Annotated in this window: 13 protein-coding genes and 1 pseudogene; 8 read left to right on the forward strand and 6 right to left on the reverse strand. The window is 43.2% G+C overall.

Features of this window, described 5'->3' with window-relative positions:
• Window positions 1-447: 447 nt before the first annotated feature.
• Both D1Z90_RS17455 and D1Z90_RS17460 read left to right on the forward strand, forming a co-directional pair.
• A complete protein-coding gene (locus D1Z90_RS17455) occupies window positions 448-1362 on the forward strand; it encodes a permease (RefSeq protein WP_119912080.1) in 915 nt (304 codons plus the stop codon).
• 594 nt (window positions 1363-1956) lie between these two features.
• A pseudogene (locus D1Z90_RS17460) lies at window positions 1957-2838 on the forward strand (NAD(P)-dependent oxidoreductase); the annotation flags it as partial.
• Window positions 2839-3820: 982 nt separating this feature from the next.
• On the opposite strand, the gene D1Z90_RS17465 reads toward D1Z90_RS17460, so the two are convergent.
• The 3 genes from D1Z90_RS17465 to D1Z90_RS17475 all read right to left on the reverse strand — a co-directional run bounded on the left by D1Z90_RS17465 (window position 3821) and on the right by D1Z90_RS17475 (window position 6793).
• Window positions 3821-4306, reverse strand: a complete 486-nt coding sequence (locus tag D1Z90_RS17465) for a VOC family protein (RefSeq protein ID WP_119912082.1) — start codon at window positions 4304-4306, stop codon at window positions 3821-3823.
• Window positions 4307-4570: 264 nt separating this feature from the next.
• Window positions 4571-5395 (reverse strand): hypothetical protein, encoded by an 825-nt coding sequence (locus D1Z90_RS17470; RefSeq protein WP_119912083.1) that lies wholly within the window; start codon window positions 5393-5395, stop codon window positions 4571-4573.
• Between the two features lie 519 nt (window positions 5396-5914).
• A complete protein-coding gene (locus D1Z90_RS17475) occupies window positions 5915-6793 on the reverse strand; it encodes a radical SAM protein (protein WP_232525290.1) in 879 nt (292 codons plus the stop codon).
• A 458-nt stretch (window positions 6794-7251) separates the two neighbouring features.
• Here D1Z90_RS17475 and D1Z90_RS17480 point away from each other — a divergent pair, with 458 nt between their 5' ends.
• Window positions 7252-9015, forward strand: coding sequence for a hypothetical protein (locus D1Z90_RS17480; protein WP_147378792.1), 1764 nt, complete (start codon window positions 7252-7254; stop codon window positions 9013-9015).
• Window positions 9016-9120: 105 nt separating this feature from the next.
• Window positions 9121-9534: a lysozyme inhibitor LprI family protein gene (locus D1Z90_RS17485; RefSeq protein ID WP_232525291.1), complete on the forward strand. Its 414-nt coding sequence runs from the start codon at window positions 9121-9123 to the stop codon at window positions 9532-9534.
• Window positions 9535-10044: 510 nt separating this feature from the next.
• Here the strand turns inward: D1Z90_RS17485 and D1Z90_RS17490 are convergent.
• Window positions 10045-10785, reverse strand: a complete 741-nt coding sequence (locus D1Z90_RS17490; protein ID WP_147378793.1) for a hypothetical protein — start codon at window positions 10783-10785, stop codon at window positions 10045-10047.
• Window positions 10786-10969: 184 nt separating this feature from the next.
• Here D1Z90_RS17490 and D1Z90_RS17495 point away from each other — a divergent pair, with 184 nt between their 5' ends.
• The 3 genes from D1Z90_RS17495 to D1Z90_RS17505 all read left to right on the forward strand — a co-directional run bounded on the left by D1Z90_RS17495 (window position 10970) and on the right by D1Z90_RS17505 (window position 13811).
• Complete coding sequence (locus D1Z90_RS17495; protein WP_119912087.1) at window positions 10970-12421, forward strand: hypothetical protein; 1452 nt, start codon at window positions 10970-10972, stop codon at window positions 12419-12421.
• 251 nt (window positions 12422-12672) lie between these two features.
• Window positions 12673-13344, forward strand: a complete 672-nt coding sequence (locus D1Z90_RS17500) for an inovirus Gp2 family protein (RefSeq protein WP_119912088.1) — start codon at window positions 12673-12675, stop codon at window positions 13342-13344.
• Window positions 13345-13550: 206 nt separating this feature from the next.
• Window positions 13551-13811: a helix-turn-helix transcriptional regulator gene (locus tag D1Z90_RS17505; protein WP_119912089.1), complete on the forward strand. Its 261-nt coding sequence runs from the start codon at window positions 13551-13553 to the stop codon at window positions 13809-13811.
• A gap of 188 nt (window positions 13812-13999) precedes the next feature.
• On the opposite strand, the gene D1Z90_RS17510 is transcribed toward D1Z90_RS17505, so the two are convergent.
• Window positions 14000-14446, reverse strand: coding sequence for a DUF2787 family protein (locus tag D1Z90_RS17510; RefSeq protein ID WP_158587178.1), 447 nt, complete (start codon window positions 14444-14446; stop codon window positions 14000-14002).
• Window positions 14443-14922 (reverse strand): RadC family protein, encoded by a 480-nt coding sequence (radC, locus tag D1Z90_RS17515; protein ID WP_119912091.1) that lies wholly within the window; start codon window positions 14920-14922, stop codon window positions 14443-14445. The genes D1Z90_RS17510 and radC overlap by 4 nt, the downstream gene beginning before the upstream one ends.
• A gap of 166 nt (window positions 14923-15088) precedes the next feature.
• Here radC and D1Z90_RS17520 point away from each other — a divergent pair, with 166 nt between their 5' ends.
• On the forward strand, window positions 15089-15280 hold the full coding sequence (locus D1Z90_RS17520) for an AlpA family transcriptional regulator (protein ID WP_119912092.1): 192 nt from the start codon (window positions 15089-15091) through the stop codon (window positions 15278-15280).
• Window positions 15281-15404 lie beyond the last annotated feature (124 nt).

Consider the following 15404-nt stretch of genomic DNA (forward strand, 5'->3'; position numbering starts at 1 on the left):
CCGCGGCAAGCTAATCGGAGGCAGCTAAGTGGCTTGTCATTTGGCGTACAATTGTTTGCGCCTGCACTTAACTAAGGGAAGGTGTCAACACAGCAAAAAATGGTATTAGTCGAGCCCTTCAGGCTGTGTATTGCTCACTTAAACTGCGCGTTCGGTGTCTTATACAAATGGCAACGGCAATACAAACAGCCGGCACTAAAACTGTCACGACAAAAGCTTGCTTCGAGAGAACTCTGCTTAGCATCCGCACCTTAGCTATTTATTTGTAACATTCAGCCCTAAAGGGGTTCTGGTACATTTACCTGCAACATACGGGTCAAGGTACGCGCCATAATGGTGATATTTTACGGCGCACTGAAAATTTATTTCCAATAATGTGGAAATAAATTGACACGCGAAAGGTGTATGATTATATTTCGACTATTCCAGAAATGTAAGGTGTTAAAAATGAACATAACTCAACAAATGGTGATGGACGCACTGGGCATGTTTGCCTTTTTAGCGGTAGAGCTAACATTGTTATTTTTGTTGATAAGCTATGGCGTAGGGGTACTGCAAAGCTATATACCTCCAGCCAAGATCCAGCATATTCTTAGCAGCAAAAATGGTAAAGGTTACGTCGTCGCAGCCTTGCTCGGCGCTATCACGCCTTTTTGTTCGTGTTCCACAATTCCTTTTTTAAAAGGGTTATTGAGAGCTCAAGCGGGCTTTGGCACCATGATGGTGTTTTTGTTTGCCAGTCCTTTGTTAAACCCGATAATTATTGGCCTTTTTGCTGTGACCTTCGGTTTACACGTGACTTTATTGTACTTCACGGTCGCGATGGGGGTCTCAGTAGTGGCGGGCTTTGCATTAGAAAAGTTAGGCTTTGAGCGTTACGTGCGCATGGAAGCGTATGCTGAACCTGAAAGCAAAGGCTGCGGATCAAGTTGCGGCGCCAGCGCCAAGCCTGAAAGTAAATGGCGGAAAATTTGGCGTAGTACTTGGAAAGACTTTATCCAAGTATTGCCTTACTTATTAGGCGGCATTGCTATCGGCGCGTTAATATACGGCTTTATGCCAACCGAGTTTGTGGCCAAAGTGGCCAGTGAAGATAACCCTTTTGCCATTCCTGTGGCCGCGGTGATCGGCATACCTTTATACATTCGCGCGGAAGCGGTGATCCCTTTAAGCGCGGCATTGGCTGCTAAAGGCATGGGATTAGGCGCAGTCATGGCGTTAATCATTGGCAGTGCCGGTGCGAGCTTAACCGAAGTGATTTTATTAAAATCTATTTTCAAAAATCACTTAATAGGCGCATTTTTAGTGGTGATCATCACCATGGCCATCAGCGCTGGCTTGCTTTATCAATGGTTGTTTTAAGGCGCGCAGATTAAACGCAGTAGCGAGCTCCATCAAGCTCGCTTTTTTTGCTTTATGAATAGCGTGCTTACTACAACTAGGCGTGGTTTATATTGTCACCAGGCCCGGTATCACCCCACAGTAATTATGCATCCCCATAAAAGTGATATTTGTTGGGCGTATTAGTCACTTTGAGACCCGCTGTCGCTTTCGTTGCGAGTTACGCCGCTATATTGTTAGCTCAATCGTATCAATAACCAGAAATGGCCTTAATACACGTCAACTTAATACCCGCTAAGCAAAGTGATTAAGGACCCTGATGATTGCTCACTGTATCTCATCTCACAATTTAATGGTTTTGCCTTTTGAGCGGTAATGGCTTGATGCTTGAGCCTGTCACGCTTAAACATTCATGGCGAGCGTAATCCGTGACTTTAGCCAGTACTATTTATTGTATTTATCATACATGTACTCAAGCTACGTCTATAATGTATGGGTTTTCCAAGATATATATTACTGTTATCCCGGTGTTTGTAAGATTTTTTGAAATGTACACTTGTGATCTGAAAGATTCATATATAATATAATCATACAAATAAACGTTGCGAGGAATTAAATATGTCAAAACCTGTAATTGGTTTTATTGGTCTGGGCCTGATGGGCGGAAACATGGTAGAAAATCTGCAAAAACGCGGCTACCAATTGAACGTTATGGATTTAAACCAAGAAGCGGTAGCTGCGTGCGTGGCGCGTGGTGCTAACGCGGTTACCAGTGGCAAAGAGCTGGCTGAAAACAGCGATATTGTCATGTTATGTTTAACAACTTCTGCGGTTGTTGAAAAAGTGGTTTACGGCGACCAAGGTATTTTGGCGGGTATTAAAGAAGGTGCGGTACTGATTGATTTTGGTACATCTATCCCAGCATCAACGCGCAAAATCGGTGCCGAGTTAAAAGCCAAAGGGGCAGGTATGATTGACGCTCCGCTTGGTAGAACACCAGCTCACGCTAAAGATGGCTTGCTTAATATCATGGCAGCCGGTGATCAAGAGACCTTTAATAAAGTGAAGCCTGTGCTTGACGAGCAAGGTGAGAACGTCTTCCATTTAGGTGAGTTAGGCGCTGGCCACACCACTAAATTGGTGAATAACTTTATGGGCATGACTACGGTATGCGCCATGTCACAAGCATTTGCGGTAGCGGATCGTGCCGGTGTTGATCGCCAGCAATTATTTGACATTATGTCTACTGGCCCTTCAAACTCGCCATTTATGCAGTTTTGTAAAAACTACGCAGTAGATGGTGTGAGCGATTTAGGCTTCTCTATTGCTAATGCCAACAAAGATTTAGGCTATTTCTTAGAAATGGTGAAAGACTTAGGCACAGAATCAAAAATTGCCGAAGGCTCGTCAGCCAACCTACAAGCCGCGCTTGACGCTGGTTTGGGCAACGGCAATGTCCCTGAGATTTTTGATTACTTCTTAAAGCTTGAGTCGTAAGCGCTCGATAATTTGTAAGCTGATTAGTCGTACAAATAGACAACTAACAGACAAAACAGATAAAGCAACGATCAAAGGTGCCCTTGGGCACCTTTTTTATCACCGTTCAAAAATATTTGCGCAGATTGCATGTTGCCGCAAATGATTTTTTAAGCCAGATGCAATGGTCTCAAAGGCTATAAAGCGAGGTTTAGAGTCGGCAAAAAAGGTGTTTATCGTGGTAACGTTTTACTGGTAATACTGACTTGAGTGCCAAGCCGAACGGTTAACATATGCGTTATTGAGTTCCGGGTTTTGTTTCACGCTGCTCATTATGTTTTATTCGTCTTCAGGCTCTTAAAGGGTCAAGCGCAATGCGTAGCGTGCTTTACTCATTCAAACGCTATTAAGGCGAGGCAATACAGGTGTGGCTTTGCCATCAATCGTCTGTTTCCCACTACTTACTGCAATAGGCATGCGCTGGGAAACTACTTTATGCGTTTCGCAACTGCTGTAATAACCGCCCGTACTTATCTCGGTATTTGAGCAAAGTCAGTTTGTGCCGTTAAACGGTTTGTTTAGCTGGTATTAGTTGGTATTAGTTGGTATTAGCTGGTATTAGTTGGTATTAGTTGGTATTAGTTGGTATTAGTTGGTATTAGTTGGTATTAGTTGGTATTAGTTGGTCTTAGCTGGTATTAGTTGGTCTTAGTTGGAATTAGTTGTTTAGTTGTAGTTGGTTGGTATCAGTTGGTATCAGTTGGTATTGGTTGCTATTAGTTGGCTAGTTTAGATGCTTGTGCAGAAGGCTCGTGTGGAAGGGCTGCGCTGATCGGCGTTGGCGAGTGTTATGTCGCTGAGTCTGGTGTTGTATGCTTGAGGCTGCGAGTTCGTTATGAATCAAGGGGTGTCTTGAGGCAAAGCCTGCTCGCACAAAAAAACCGCCAAACGGCGGCTTTATCATCTTAGCTCACTTACGTTGACAGTGAGCGCGACCTTTCAGTTACTCGTAGTCTGTGGCGTACGTTTCTTCATATGTGTGTGAGTAAAGCTCAAACAAGTTACCAAATGGGTCTTCAAGGTAAATCATTTGCGCAGGTTTGCTATCGTCTTCTGGGTGATAGCGCATAATGTCCATGCGCGTTTTGCCGCCAAACTCTCTTACCCGTTCGATAACACCTTCAAAGTCGTCGGTTTGCAAACAGAAATGGAAGATGCCCAAACGTTTGAAATCCACGTCGTGGCGTTCTTGACGCTCTTTCATTTCAAACAGCTCTACACCTATGCCACCTGTTGTTACCAAATGGGCGATATTGAAGCCTTTAAAACCTTCACCAAACACGGCGATGCACATACGGCCAATCGCGCTTTCACGTTCTTCTATGACTTTGGTATTGCCCATCACCACTCTTAAGCCAAGCGCTTTAGTGTAAAACTCAACGGCTTTGTCCATGTCGCCAACCATGATGCCTACGTGATTCATTTTCATATTTGACTCCGAATGTTTGTGTTGTTAACTGTTGTTTGTTTCGATGTGGAGAGTATATGGTGACAGTGAAATTAATAAAAATTATCAATTGTTATTCTAATGATAAATAAAAATTATATGTTAATAAGGTAATGTGCGAAGGAAGCGGTCGAAGATGTGAGCATAGGGGCTGGTGTCACAGCTTTGGGGCGCAGGCTATGACAATGAATGTATTGTCATAGCCTACTTACAGATTTTAAACGTTAAAGCAGGTTGAAGGGCTCGTTAAAATGTGTAGCGAAGGCCTGCTTTGAACTCGTTGTCACGAGACTCGTTAGCGGTGTATTCAACGTAAGGCTGCGCATCGCCAAAGCCGGTGTATACAAGTTTCATTTCGTGAGATTTATCGCTGCCTTTTATCGGCCCAGAGAAGTTTTTGTGCACGTAGTTGTACTGCGCCACTAATGGTGCAATGTCTTTTGCGTCATACCCGAGCGTGAGATCCCAACGATTTGTTTTGAGCTCTTTATTTGAACTTAGTTGGTAGCTGCCTTGGGCCACGGGAACAATTTCATCTTTTGACCCTCGAGCTAAGTGTGCTGTGTGTGTGGTACTGTTCACTTTTAACTGAGCGCCGCCTATTTCATGGCGAAAACGGGCAGAAGCAAACAAACCATTGTTGAATTGGTAGCCAGTTTTTAGGCCAAATTTCGCGACATTGGTACGCGTTAGGTCATACTGGGTGGCAGTGGCCCACGCACCCATACCTACCCATTGAGCATTACCGTCAACAAATGGCATAACGCCATAGTCGGTGATATTCGCGCCTTTTATTTGCATGCTTTTATTGAACACGTAATTGACTGAAGGAGTGACGTACCAGTTTTCGGTAATATTGAATTGGTAAGCGGCTTCAAGTTCCGTTTTGTCGTAATTGCCTTTAACGGTTTGAACTTCTGCGCTCAAGTCTAAGCCAGTGAAGCCAAAGTCTGAGCCCAGCTTGATAGCGCCAACGTCGTGAGATTTGTAGTTAGCGTCTAGATACACTTCGCTTGCCAATACGTTAGCCGAAAAGAGTGCGATTGAAGCTGCTAATAATGTGCGTTGCATTGTAAATCCTCATTAGTAAAACTCATTCCATGAGGGGGAGCATCCGTTAATGTTCTCGACTGTTTGATTAGCCGTTAAAGCGCTTGTGCTTTTTATCGACAGGGCTGGCGGCCCAAAGACGTATTCAAAACAGCCTTGATGTCGGATGAGCATGTTACTGGCTAAAGCATTTCGAGTGATTTAACGCAGTGTTACAGGTCATTAGAAATACAATAAAAACACGGCGCCGAGTATCAAAGTGCAGGCGGTGATTTAAACGCAGTATGTAGCAGTATTTAGTGCGACTAAAGCAAGTCTGATTAGCATGGATCCGGCTTCAGGTGAACATTGGCTTATCATCTGGCATCAACCGCTACAGGGTATTTTGTGAAAGCCAGTGAAGGTGATTGGAGATAAGACAGAAAAGAGCCGCTCAGACATTGCATTCCATCGCGCGCTCAATATCGTGAGTTGCCCTTGGTATAATATTTAAACCAAAGGCTTAAGGTCTACAAGCCTTTGGTTAGTTGGGGTGGGTTATTACCACGCGTAGGTTTCTATCACATTTTTCTTGGCCATGGGGTTGTAGGCAATGTGCTCATTAATGTGCGCTAAAAAAGGGTCTCGCACTGCGGGCCATTCACCTTTCATTGAGGCGATATTGTTACCGTGATCGCCCCAATAATAACAAGGAAAGTCACCCATATTTTCCAATAGATACTTTTCTTCTTCGAGCAACTGCAAAGGCGTTGGCAAGATAAACTCGCCACGTTGGATCTGCGCGGCAAGCTCACTGCCAGGTTGCACCGCTAATGCCATCGGTGCTATGGCGTCTGGTTGCATTATATTGAGCAAGCTTGTGGTATTTTCAGCGTGCTCTCGCGAGCGGGTTTTACCGCCCAAGCCAAAAATAAACGAGGCCAGCACCTGAATACCGGCTTCTTTGGCCCGAGCCATGCCTTCTATAGCGTGCTCCCGTGTCATGCCTTTTTTGATGTTTTCTAGCACCACTGGGTCGCCGGACTCGAGGCCAGAATACGCCGTGGTTAAACCCGCAGTGCGTAATGCTGTTAAGTCTGCTACCGATTTACGGCGAAAATCGTTAAAGCAGGAATACAGGGCCAAATGCTGCAGCTCGGGAAAAGTATCACGAATTTTGTCAACGATACGCAGCAACTTCTCAGTGCGCATGGCCATCACGTTGCCGTCGATCAAAAAGATAGACTCAACCTTGGCGTGGCGCTGTCTGGCGCTGGCGATGTCGGTGAAAATATCTTCTAACTCTCTGACTTTAAATCTTTTGTCATCAAACATGGTGCAAAAGGTGCATTGGTTATTGCTGCAACCTAAAGTGGTTTGAATTAAGACGCTGTCGGCCTCCATCCAGGGCCGGTAAATTTTACCTTGGTAACGCATCATCTGCTCCTGTTAGCGGTGGGGCTCTGCGTGTATAGCGCAGAGAATTCATCACATGCAGTGTATGCGCATCGTATAAATTTGATAATAACCGTTAAAATTAAATCACTTTATACAAAATCTATATAGTTTTGAGATGGAGATACTGCTCGATAAACCTTAAGAGTGGGTAAGCTATATTTGGCAAGGCAAGGCAAGGCAAGGCAAGCCAAACCAAACAGCAAGTATTTGGTATTGAAATTTCATCAAGGCGGGTTTCTGGGCCACTAAACTATTATGGCTAAGGGTATGGCTAAGGGACTTTTATTATTTAGTTAACTTTCTTTAATCTAATTCGCGTGATTTTTAACCAAAACACTCGACGGTGCACTTTTCATTTAATGGTTTAATCGCTAGCATGCTGATGATTTTCGATTGATGTGAATCAAAGAAGTGTAAATTATCATGGTGGGACTGAAGCAGTGAAAGACGTGAACAGACAATGGAATGTCGTATGTACAGGCAGAACCAAGGTTCATTTTAACCGTCAAATCGTGATTGAAAATATATGCCGTGCGTTAAACACCACTCGAGGCAGCGCCAATGCATTATTGCAAGGCAATAAAACGGTACTAAAAGAAGGTCTCTCTCGTGAGGAGGCGAGTATCGCCCAGCATAAGCTTGACGATATGGGCTTAGACGTTCGCGTAGAGCGGGCGAGGTCAGGCGCTAAAAGTGCTTCTCTAAAAGCCAAACCCAAAGCCATTATCAAAAAAGTCTGTCCAAATTGCGGCAACGTTCAGATCTCACTCAATATCTGTGATTATTGCGAAACCCCCATGGTGGTGAAAAAAGAATTTGTCACCGAGCCGGTCACAAGCAAACAAAGCCAACCTTCTGCTGGTAAACAAGCTCAGGCCGAAACCGCTGCTTCTGAGCTCACGGCGGAAAAGTCCAAAATTGCTGGCGCTGCAACGGCAAAGGTGAGCAATAAGCCTGCAAACAAAGCTGCGCCACGAGCCAGTAAACCAACCATGGCAGACAGCGCGGTGGATAAAGACTTAGAAGTTAATGAGTCACAAGCAAAAAAAGCGAAACAGCGAAAACTGAAGTTACCCAAGATGGCGCTGCCCAAAAATAAACACTCAACCTCAGAAGCACCTGCAGAGCAAGCGGCTACCACGCCCACTTTCTCATCGCAACCCACTTATGTGGTGGAAAGCCGTTGGCACAAGCTGGTTAAGATTAAAGCAGGGTTAGTATTAGTTTGCGCTTTGGCAGCTTCAGGTTGGTGGGGCTACGACTATTTAGGTCACTACCAAGTGGCCGCACAAACTGGATTGGCTAAAAAGCAGATAAAGGCTCAGCAATCCGCACTGGCGAGGCAGGTTGCAAGCCAAGATGATTTAACCCCTTTGCTGCAAGGGCAAAAATACTCTGTGTTAGATGCGCACTTTAATGATCTCAGCCAAAAACTGTCACAAGATATTCAATGGGAGCGGGCGCTTACACAAAGTATTGACGTCTTAGCGAATATCAACACAGCCCAACATGAACTTGATAATTGGGTGACTCAAGCTCCTTCGCCTTATGCTCATTTAGTTCGCGGTGTTTATTATGCGCAGCTTGGCCAGTTAAGCGCTAAAAGCCAAGCCGACGGTCAATTAACGGCGGCTCAAGCAAAAGCCAGAGATGCGCATTTTAATTTAGCATATCAAGATTTAACGCAAGCCAAGCAAATGGCACCCAGTCTTTTACCCGTGTACGACTGGCTGATTGTGATAAATAAAGGCACTGCGTTACTGAACCCGCGTAAAACGTATTTACTTGAAGCTATTGCAATTAACCCAGCAGGGTATCAATATCGCGAGAACTATATGACTGCTTTACAGCCAGAGCAGGGGGGGTCGCTGGAAAAAATGCGCGCCTTCGCTGAAGAGACCCAAGGCTTTGTGAAACACAACCCTCGGCTATATTTGTTGGCGGGTGCGGCCGCTGCTTGGCAAGGCAATCAAGCCTACCTGAATGGTCAAGATGGCAAGTGCATTACCCACTACAGTGAAGCTCTGCAGTTTGGTTTAGACGATGAATGGTTACGTAAGCGAGCCTATTGTTTGGCCGAAAAATCAGAATTTGAAAAAGCCTTGGCAGATGCTGAGCAATCTCTACAAATGCAAGACCATCCGTTGGCCCAGAAAGTAAAACGCTTGGCGCAAAACCAAATGGCAGCAAACGTCAGTGGTTAGCTCAGCAAGGTAAGCATCGTTGTAAACTTGCTCATCGTTGTGTAATTGTTGTAGGGTTTACTTGTTAAAAGTCTATAATTATCAGTTTATTGCCAAGGAGAAACGGTGAAACTATTCATGATGCTAGGTTGGCTGTTCACAGCTTGCATGGCCAGTGCTTTTGCCAGCGAAGAAATTGATTGCGATAATGCCGTAAACACCTTACAAATTAATGATTGCGCCGGACAAAAGGCTGAACTCGCCGCGCAAGAAATGGCCACCTATCTTGCTAAAAGTAAAAGCCATAACAGCTCTGACGCCGAGTTAATCAAAGCCATTGATGCGTCGCAACAAGCATGGCAAACCTATGCGGATGCTCATTGTAATGCCGTATACACTTACTGGCGTGAAGGCAGCATTCGCGGCGTCATGCATGCCACCTGCATGGAAAAGATGATTAAGCAACGCACCCACGCGTTATGGTCTAATTACCTGACTTACATGGATAGCACTGCACCTGTGCTGCCCGAGCCGCAGTAGACATTACCACACTAATTTACTTACGGTTTAAACCTACACTAAAAGCTTACCCAGTGCGTTGTGGCATCTGCAACGGGGTAACCGTAAGCAGTAATTTGCTTGAGGGCTTCTGGTTTGAGTTTTGATGAAAAGCGGGTGCCTATGGCTATGGTTTACCTTGTAGAGCTAAGTTACATTTTTATCGTAAATAGTATCGGGTGATCTCAGCCTTGTCAGACGAGTTGAAATGTGTATTTGCAAGGGAAAGTTCCAGATGCCATCAGGGTAGGGTTTCAGATAGCGCATGTTTAGTACAAACAACCAAGATTCTACGATTTTAAATACAAAAGCGGCAAGTCAATGACTTACCGCCTTTCCAAATGTTTGGTGGGCTGGCGTAAGTTGATCTTAATCTTTAAGATCTTGAATTTAAATGCTTTATTTCGGTTTGATTTTTTGTTTGGTTACTAAGGTGGTTACTAAAGGTGGTGGTGACCACTAAAATGCTTTCAATAATGTGATGTGGTCGGGCTATTCGGCTAAGTATTGGTCTAGCTCTTTTTGAGCTTCTTGTGCTAAATCTTGCAGTTTTTTGTTCTCAGCTTTTAGTGTATCAGTTTCTGCTTGCAAGGCTTTTAACTTGCTTTTTACCTCAAGTAGCTCCGCTGTTTTCTCTTTAATGGTATCTCTTGCTTTTCCTAACTTTTCTTTACTGGTGCTCTTCTCGTAACTGTTTCTCTTTTCTAGTTGCTGTGTAACAAGTTCAGCTTTAGCCATCAGCATGTCATCAGCAAAAAAAGTGGATAGGAAATTGCAGTTGACTGACCTGCCATAGTCTTTTTCTTTCAATACACGAGCTAACTGTTTTTGAAGGTGTTTTATTTCCTGAGCATTAAGTAACAGCTCTTCAATTATGCCACTGAAACTGGAATTACCATCCTTTGCTAGCATTTCAAGCTGATTCCTGGCAGCTGAGGATATGGTATATGAACCCTCGGAAAATTTTTGAGTTCGTTTATTCTTATCTCGCTTATCCCAAGATTGCCATGCAGCTTTGAGATTTCTGCATCGTTCTCTTGTGTCGGCATTCTCATCCCACGTTATCGCTTCAGTCAAAAAAGAGGTTACATAATTACTAGCCCACCCACTAAAAGGGGTATTCGAGTACCAACCTTTCTGACTAATGTAGCCTCGCAACCATTCTGCTTGTCTTGGTTCTTGTGGCGTTATCCAACTAAGTCTTTTTTCCATTTTAGGGTTGGCACTATGCACTGATTTTACCTTGAAGTTTCTAGCTTGCTTAAGGCATATTCTCATCGCTCCTTGAATCAGTCTAGTGGTTAGTTCACATATTTAAACAGATAAGCAAACAACTTATATAACGTGTTTTTGTACGTGTTAATATTCTTTATATACAGACTGTTTTTAAGTTGGTTATCCGTGTTGGAGTCAAGTTTTGCCTAAAGAATTATCCCCAGAATCAATCTATCTGTTGGTCACTTTGTTACGCCGATTCAGACAGGACTCGCACTTCGAAATTAAGGTTGAAGACATCGTGACGGAGCATTATTCGACGAGGAATACAGTCAATAATCTCTTAAAAAAACTTGAATCTGAAGGGTGTTTAGAAACAGAGAAAACGAGAAATTATCGAGGTAAAGGTAGAGGACCAACTCGCTACCGCTTCACTGTAAAAATGGAAAAGGTTATTGAGTCGACGCCATTGTTAAAGAAGTTCTGTGAGGCAAATGTCCATACTATGGCACGAATTATTGATGCCGACGGCAGTGGTTGTGGTGACGCTTTAAAAGGTGGATTTAGAAGTTCTAACAAATTGTTTTTGCTGATACTCGTTCTTCACTCTGATGAAATGGGGGTTGTGTCTAACTTAGGTACAGCAGAGATATCCAGATTAATGGGAGGCATAAGTAAGGATAGATTCAAGTCTCAGTTGGCTACGATGGTTGATAATGGGCTTGTCAGAGCATATGTTCCTGGGGTTACAGGGGCTGAACTATTTGGCAAGGTTAAAGCAAAGTACTACCTAAATGTATACCACCCCCTTCTAACGGGATGCTACCCAAATGCTTCTCGGCTTACTTTCTACGTAAATGGTATCACGTGGGGGAACATGTCTACCGAGGCAGACGCACTTTTTGGGACAAGACCGTCCAAAGGAGCAAGTTGGCCCCAGATAATTGCTAGGTATTGCCAGTACCTGGATATGAAGAATATCTATCCGTTTCTCAAGCGCAAGTCGCTTGCCAGCCAGTATCAACTTAAGTTGTTTGAACTCGCGTCTGTGATGCTAAGTGAAAACATGCACACCTTGGCTGAAGAATCGACCTTACTTAGGGTCATTGATTTGGTTTCACCCAACGTGTTCCTGGGTAAAACAAAAGCAGCTTCGCTTATGGACACGACTTTGAAGCTGGTGGCTGCTATTGATGCTCCCGAGGGAATTTCAGCTTTAAAAGATGAGTACTCTGTTTTTGATTACATTAGAAAGCAACTTGTATTAAGCGTTGAAGGCGAAAAAAGAGAGTTTAGCGAAGTGACCAATCTATGGTCTGGATATCTTGATTTTGCTTTGCTAACCCTTTCTATTGCACAAGGGATAGCGAAGAGGTATCAAGCTATCCTGACATACTCTTATACCGAGTTAAGCGTCGATAAAGTCGTTTTGGTACCGGTGTTTACTTACAGGGCCACAGAAAAACGAGAAAAGTACATTGAGTCATTCGAGGTGCTGTTTACGTCTAATCAATGGTATGGAGAATCTAAACTCACACTTTTAAAAGATCGTTGTGAGGTAAGTCATGAAGGGGCTTCCCCTCACGTTGTTGAGTCTTTTGAAAATCATGAGCAATTGAGTAAACGAGTCGACAAATTGCTTTTGCCATGGTGAGTTTTTATCAGAGTGACCTATGATCCCTGAATGCTCCTATTTCAAGGGGATTTTGACAAGCAGTACATTGATATCGAACTCTGATCTAACTACCTCAATGTCGGTTTGTTAATACTAGTGTCTATATATCAATAACTAATCACTAGTAAGCAACAAGCTTACTAGGTGAAATACTTCCTTATCGAACAGTAGGTCAGAGTTAAAAAATACAGTGATCACTTCTTCTATGGAAACTAACCATAGGAAGAAGAATGATGAATAACCTATACAATTCAACAAACAATAAATCATTAACATTCAATGGACTAGAGGTATTGTCGAATCTTACGCTAAGCGAAGCCTATCTCAGTTCAATCTACAATTTAATGGATCGAGCAATGGCCGAACAGGCTCGTACAACGGTACTTCGCTTTGACTTGCACCTTCCCAATTTACAGACCTATCTAGAAGAGCCTACACAAGAGTATAGTTCTAACGTTATTACTCGGTTTATTGAGTCTTTCAAAGCACAAGTTCGAGCAGGCATTGCCAAAAAAGAACGTGAAGGTAAAAGAGTACACCCGTGTACTATTAGGTACGTTTGGGCAAAAGAAATGAATGCGGCTACGCAACCTCACTATCACGTAGCCCTGATTCTAAATAAAGATGCTTATTTTGGCTTTGGTGATTACCGAGAGCTACGAAATAACCTTGCTGGAAAGCTCTACAGAGCTTGGGCTAGTGCATTAATGTATGAGAACCCTGAAGACGTTGTGTCTTTAATCCACATCCCTTCTGATACTCCTTATTACCATTTGGACAGGAATTCATCGGATTACCTCCAGCAGTGCAATGATGTCTTTCGACGACTGAGTTATTTGGCAAAGTATGAAACAAAACAGTATGGGAGCAGAAGTAAAAATTTTTCATGTAGCCGAGTATAGAGGTTGCATGTAGGGACAGGACCGTATTTGTGATTCACTAATAGTGGCAATCATCTTGATAGAGCTTGGGACTTCCCAAGCTCTCTATGCCGTGTTGAAAAATCATGCCAATTTGTTCTCTATCTTATGAGACCTAGTGATTCTTGGTGATGCGTGATATCTGGGCCTTCAAGAGAGTCAATTGTTTAATTATAAGGGTAAGCAAGATGAGATTAATTCGCCTAAAAGAAGTCTTACACAAAACAGGCCTAAGCAAAGCTACGTTGTATCGCTTGATTCAGTCAGGTGACTTTCCTGCGAGTGTTTCCATTGCAAATAGAGCCGTGGCTTGGGAAGAGTCGTTAGTTGATGAGTGGCTGATAAAAAAAGTGAGTGAGCACAATTACAAAAGAGAGCAGATGGAAATGAGGAACAGCCCCAACTACGTTGAGCCTAGACAACGTTACAATCCTTTTGCTCGTTGCTAACAACTAAAAATAGAGTGAAGAACAATACTTTCGCTCTTGTATTGGAGATTGCGACCAAAACGTCTTTTTCTTTAATAATATACGTTTCAAACTAGGTTGTTTCGTTGTTGTATTATGTTGTCGATTAACAGGCATAAAAAATCCTTACTACCCATTGTAGAGCAGTAAGGGGTATGGTTAGACGCTTGTTAGCGAGAAAGTTTCTTTAGAACAGTAAGGGTGAGCTGATTGAAAGCTTTTTTACGGAGTAATCGCACAAAGGCTTTGTCCCATGATTTAAACAGCTCGATCACTTCAGGCCTATTCAAGTCACATTGCTCGATATCTGGCTGATAAAACCAACCTTGTTTCAAATTGAAGTAAAGTTGCACCTCCATTTGCGAGCTTGCGGCTTCTGGGTATGCAAAGCACGCCATGATAGCTATGTGCCAAGGACTATCCTGTGTTTCTCTAGCTAAGTGAACTTCAACCGGGAGTGAACCCTTACCAGTTTGGTTGTACTGTGTATCTCTAAAGTTCAGTGCTATTCGTTTGGCGTCTCTGGGTATGTTGCAAAGCTCAAGGGATGTACTCAAACTAACCAAAAGTTCATTTGATAATGGCAATATGCTATCTCTCAAGATTGGTAGATTCATATTAGTCCCCTTTCCGCAAACGACACACATGATTCACCAACGATGAAATGGTCGAGCACTCGAACATCGACTAGAGCAAGAGCATCCTTTAAACGTGAAGTAATTCGTCTATCTGCCTGAGATGGTTCCGATACCCCTGAAGGGTGGTTGTGAGCGAAAATTACAGCAGCTGCATTCGTCTTTAGTGTGAGCTTAACAACTTCCCGTGGATAGACACTGGCAGAGTCTATCGTGCCAAAAAACAGTTCTTTAAACTCAATAAGTCGATGCTGATTATCTAGCATCAAGACAGCAAATACCTCTCTTTCATAGTTCCCCAGTTTGTAGGTTAAAAATTCCTTTGTCGCTTCTGGACTAGAAAACACATCGCCCCTCAGATACTTGTTAGCAATGATCTCTGCTGCTTGTTCTAGTACCTGGTGGTCGGATAATTGACTCGTTGTCGGGTAATCTGTCGATAAATTTTCTATTTGCATAATTCAACTCTCCTAGGTGCATCCGTTTGGATATGCACTTAGGTAATATGTGCTTGAAAATTTTTTGAATTGAATCTTGGATCGTCGGCTTGAGAACTAGTGAGACGTCTTGGGTTAAAAAATACGCATCGGACTCCTTTTATGGATGAATAAAGGAGATACCGACATGAGATTTCTAAAACTAAAAGAAGTAATGCAAAAGACAGCCCTTAGCCGCTCTACGATTTATCGTAAGATGAATAATGACGAGTTTCCTAAGTCCATCTGTTTAGGGGATAGAGCTGTGGCTTGGCTGGAGAGCGAGGTTGATGAATGGATGGGAACAGTTCTACAAAACAGGAACATAGATCTTAGTTAGTCGATTGAAAACTAAATTTTGGCTAGAGGTGAACTTATTGCGAGATCAAGGGGAATATCACAACTTATTTATAATCAATAGCCTAGCTTCTCGATTATATCGGCTTTATTCGTTATTATGCTTT

The organism is Motilimonas pumila (assembly GCF_003596335.1).
GTDB lineage: Bacteria > Pseudomonadota > Gammaproteobacteria > Enterobacterales > CBDFNC01 > Motilimonas > Motilimonas pumila.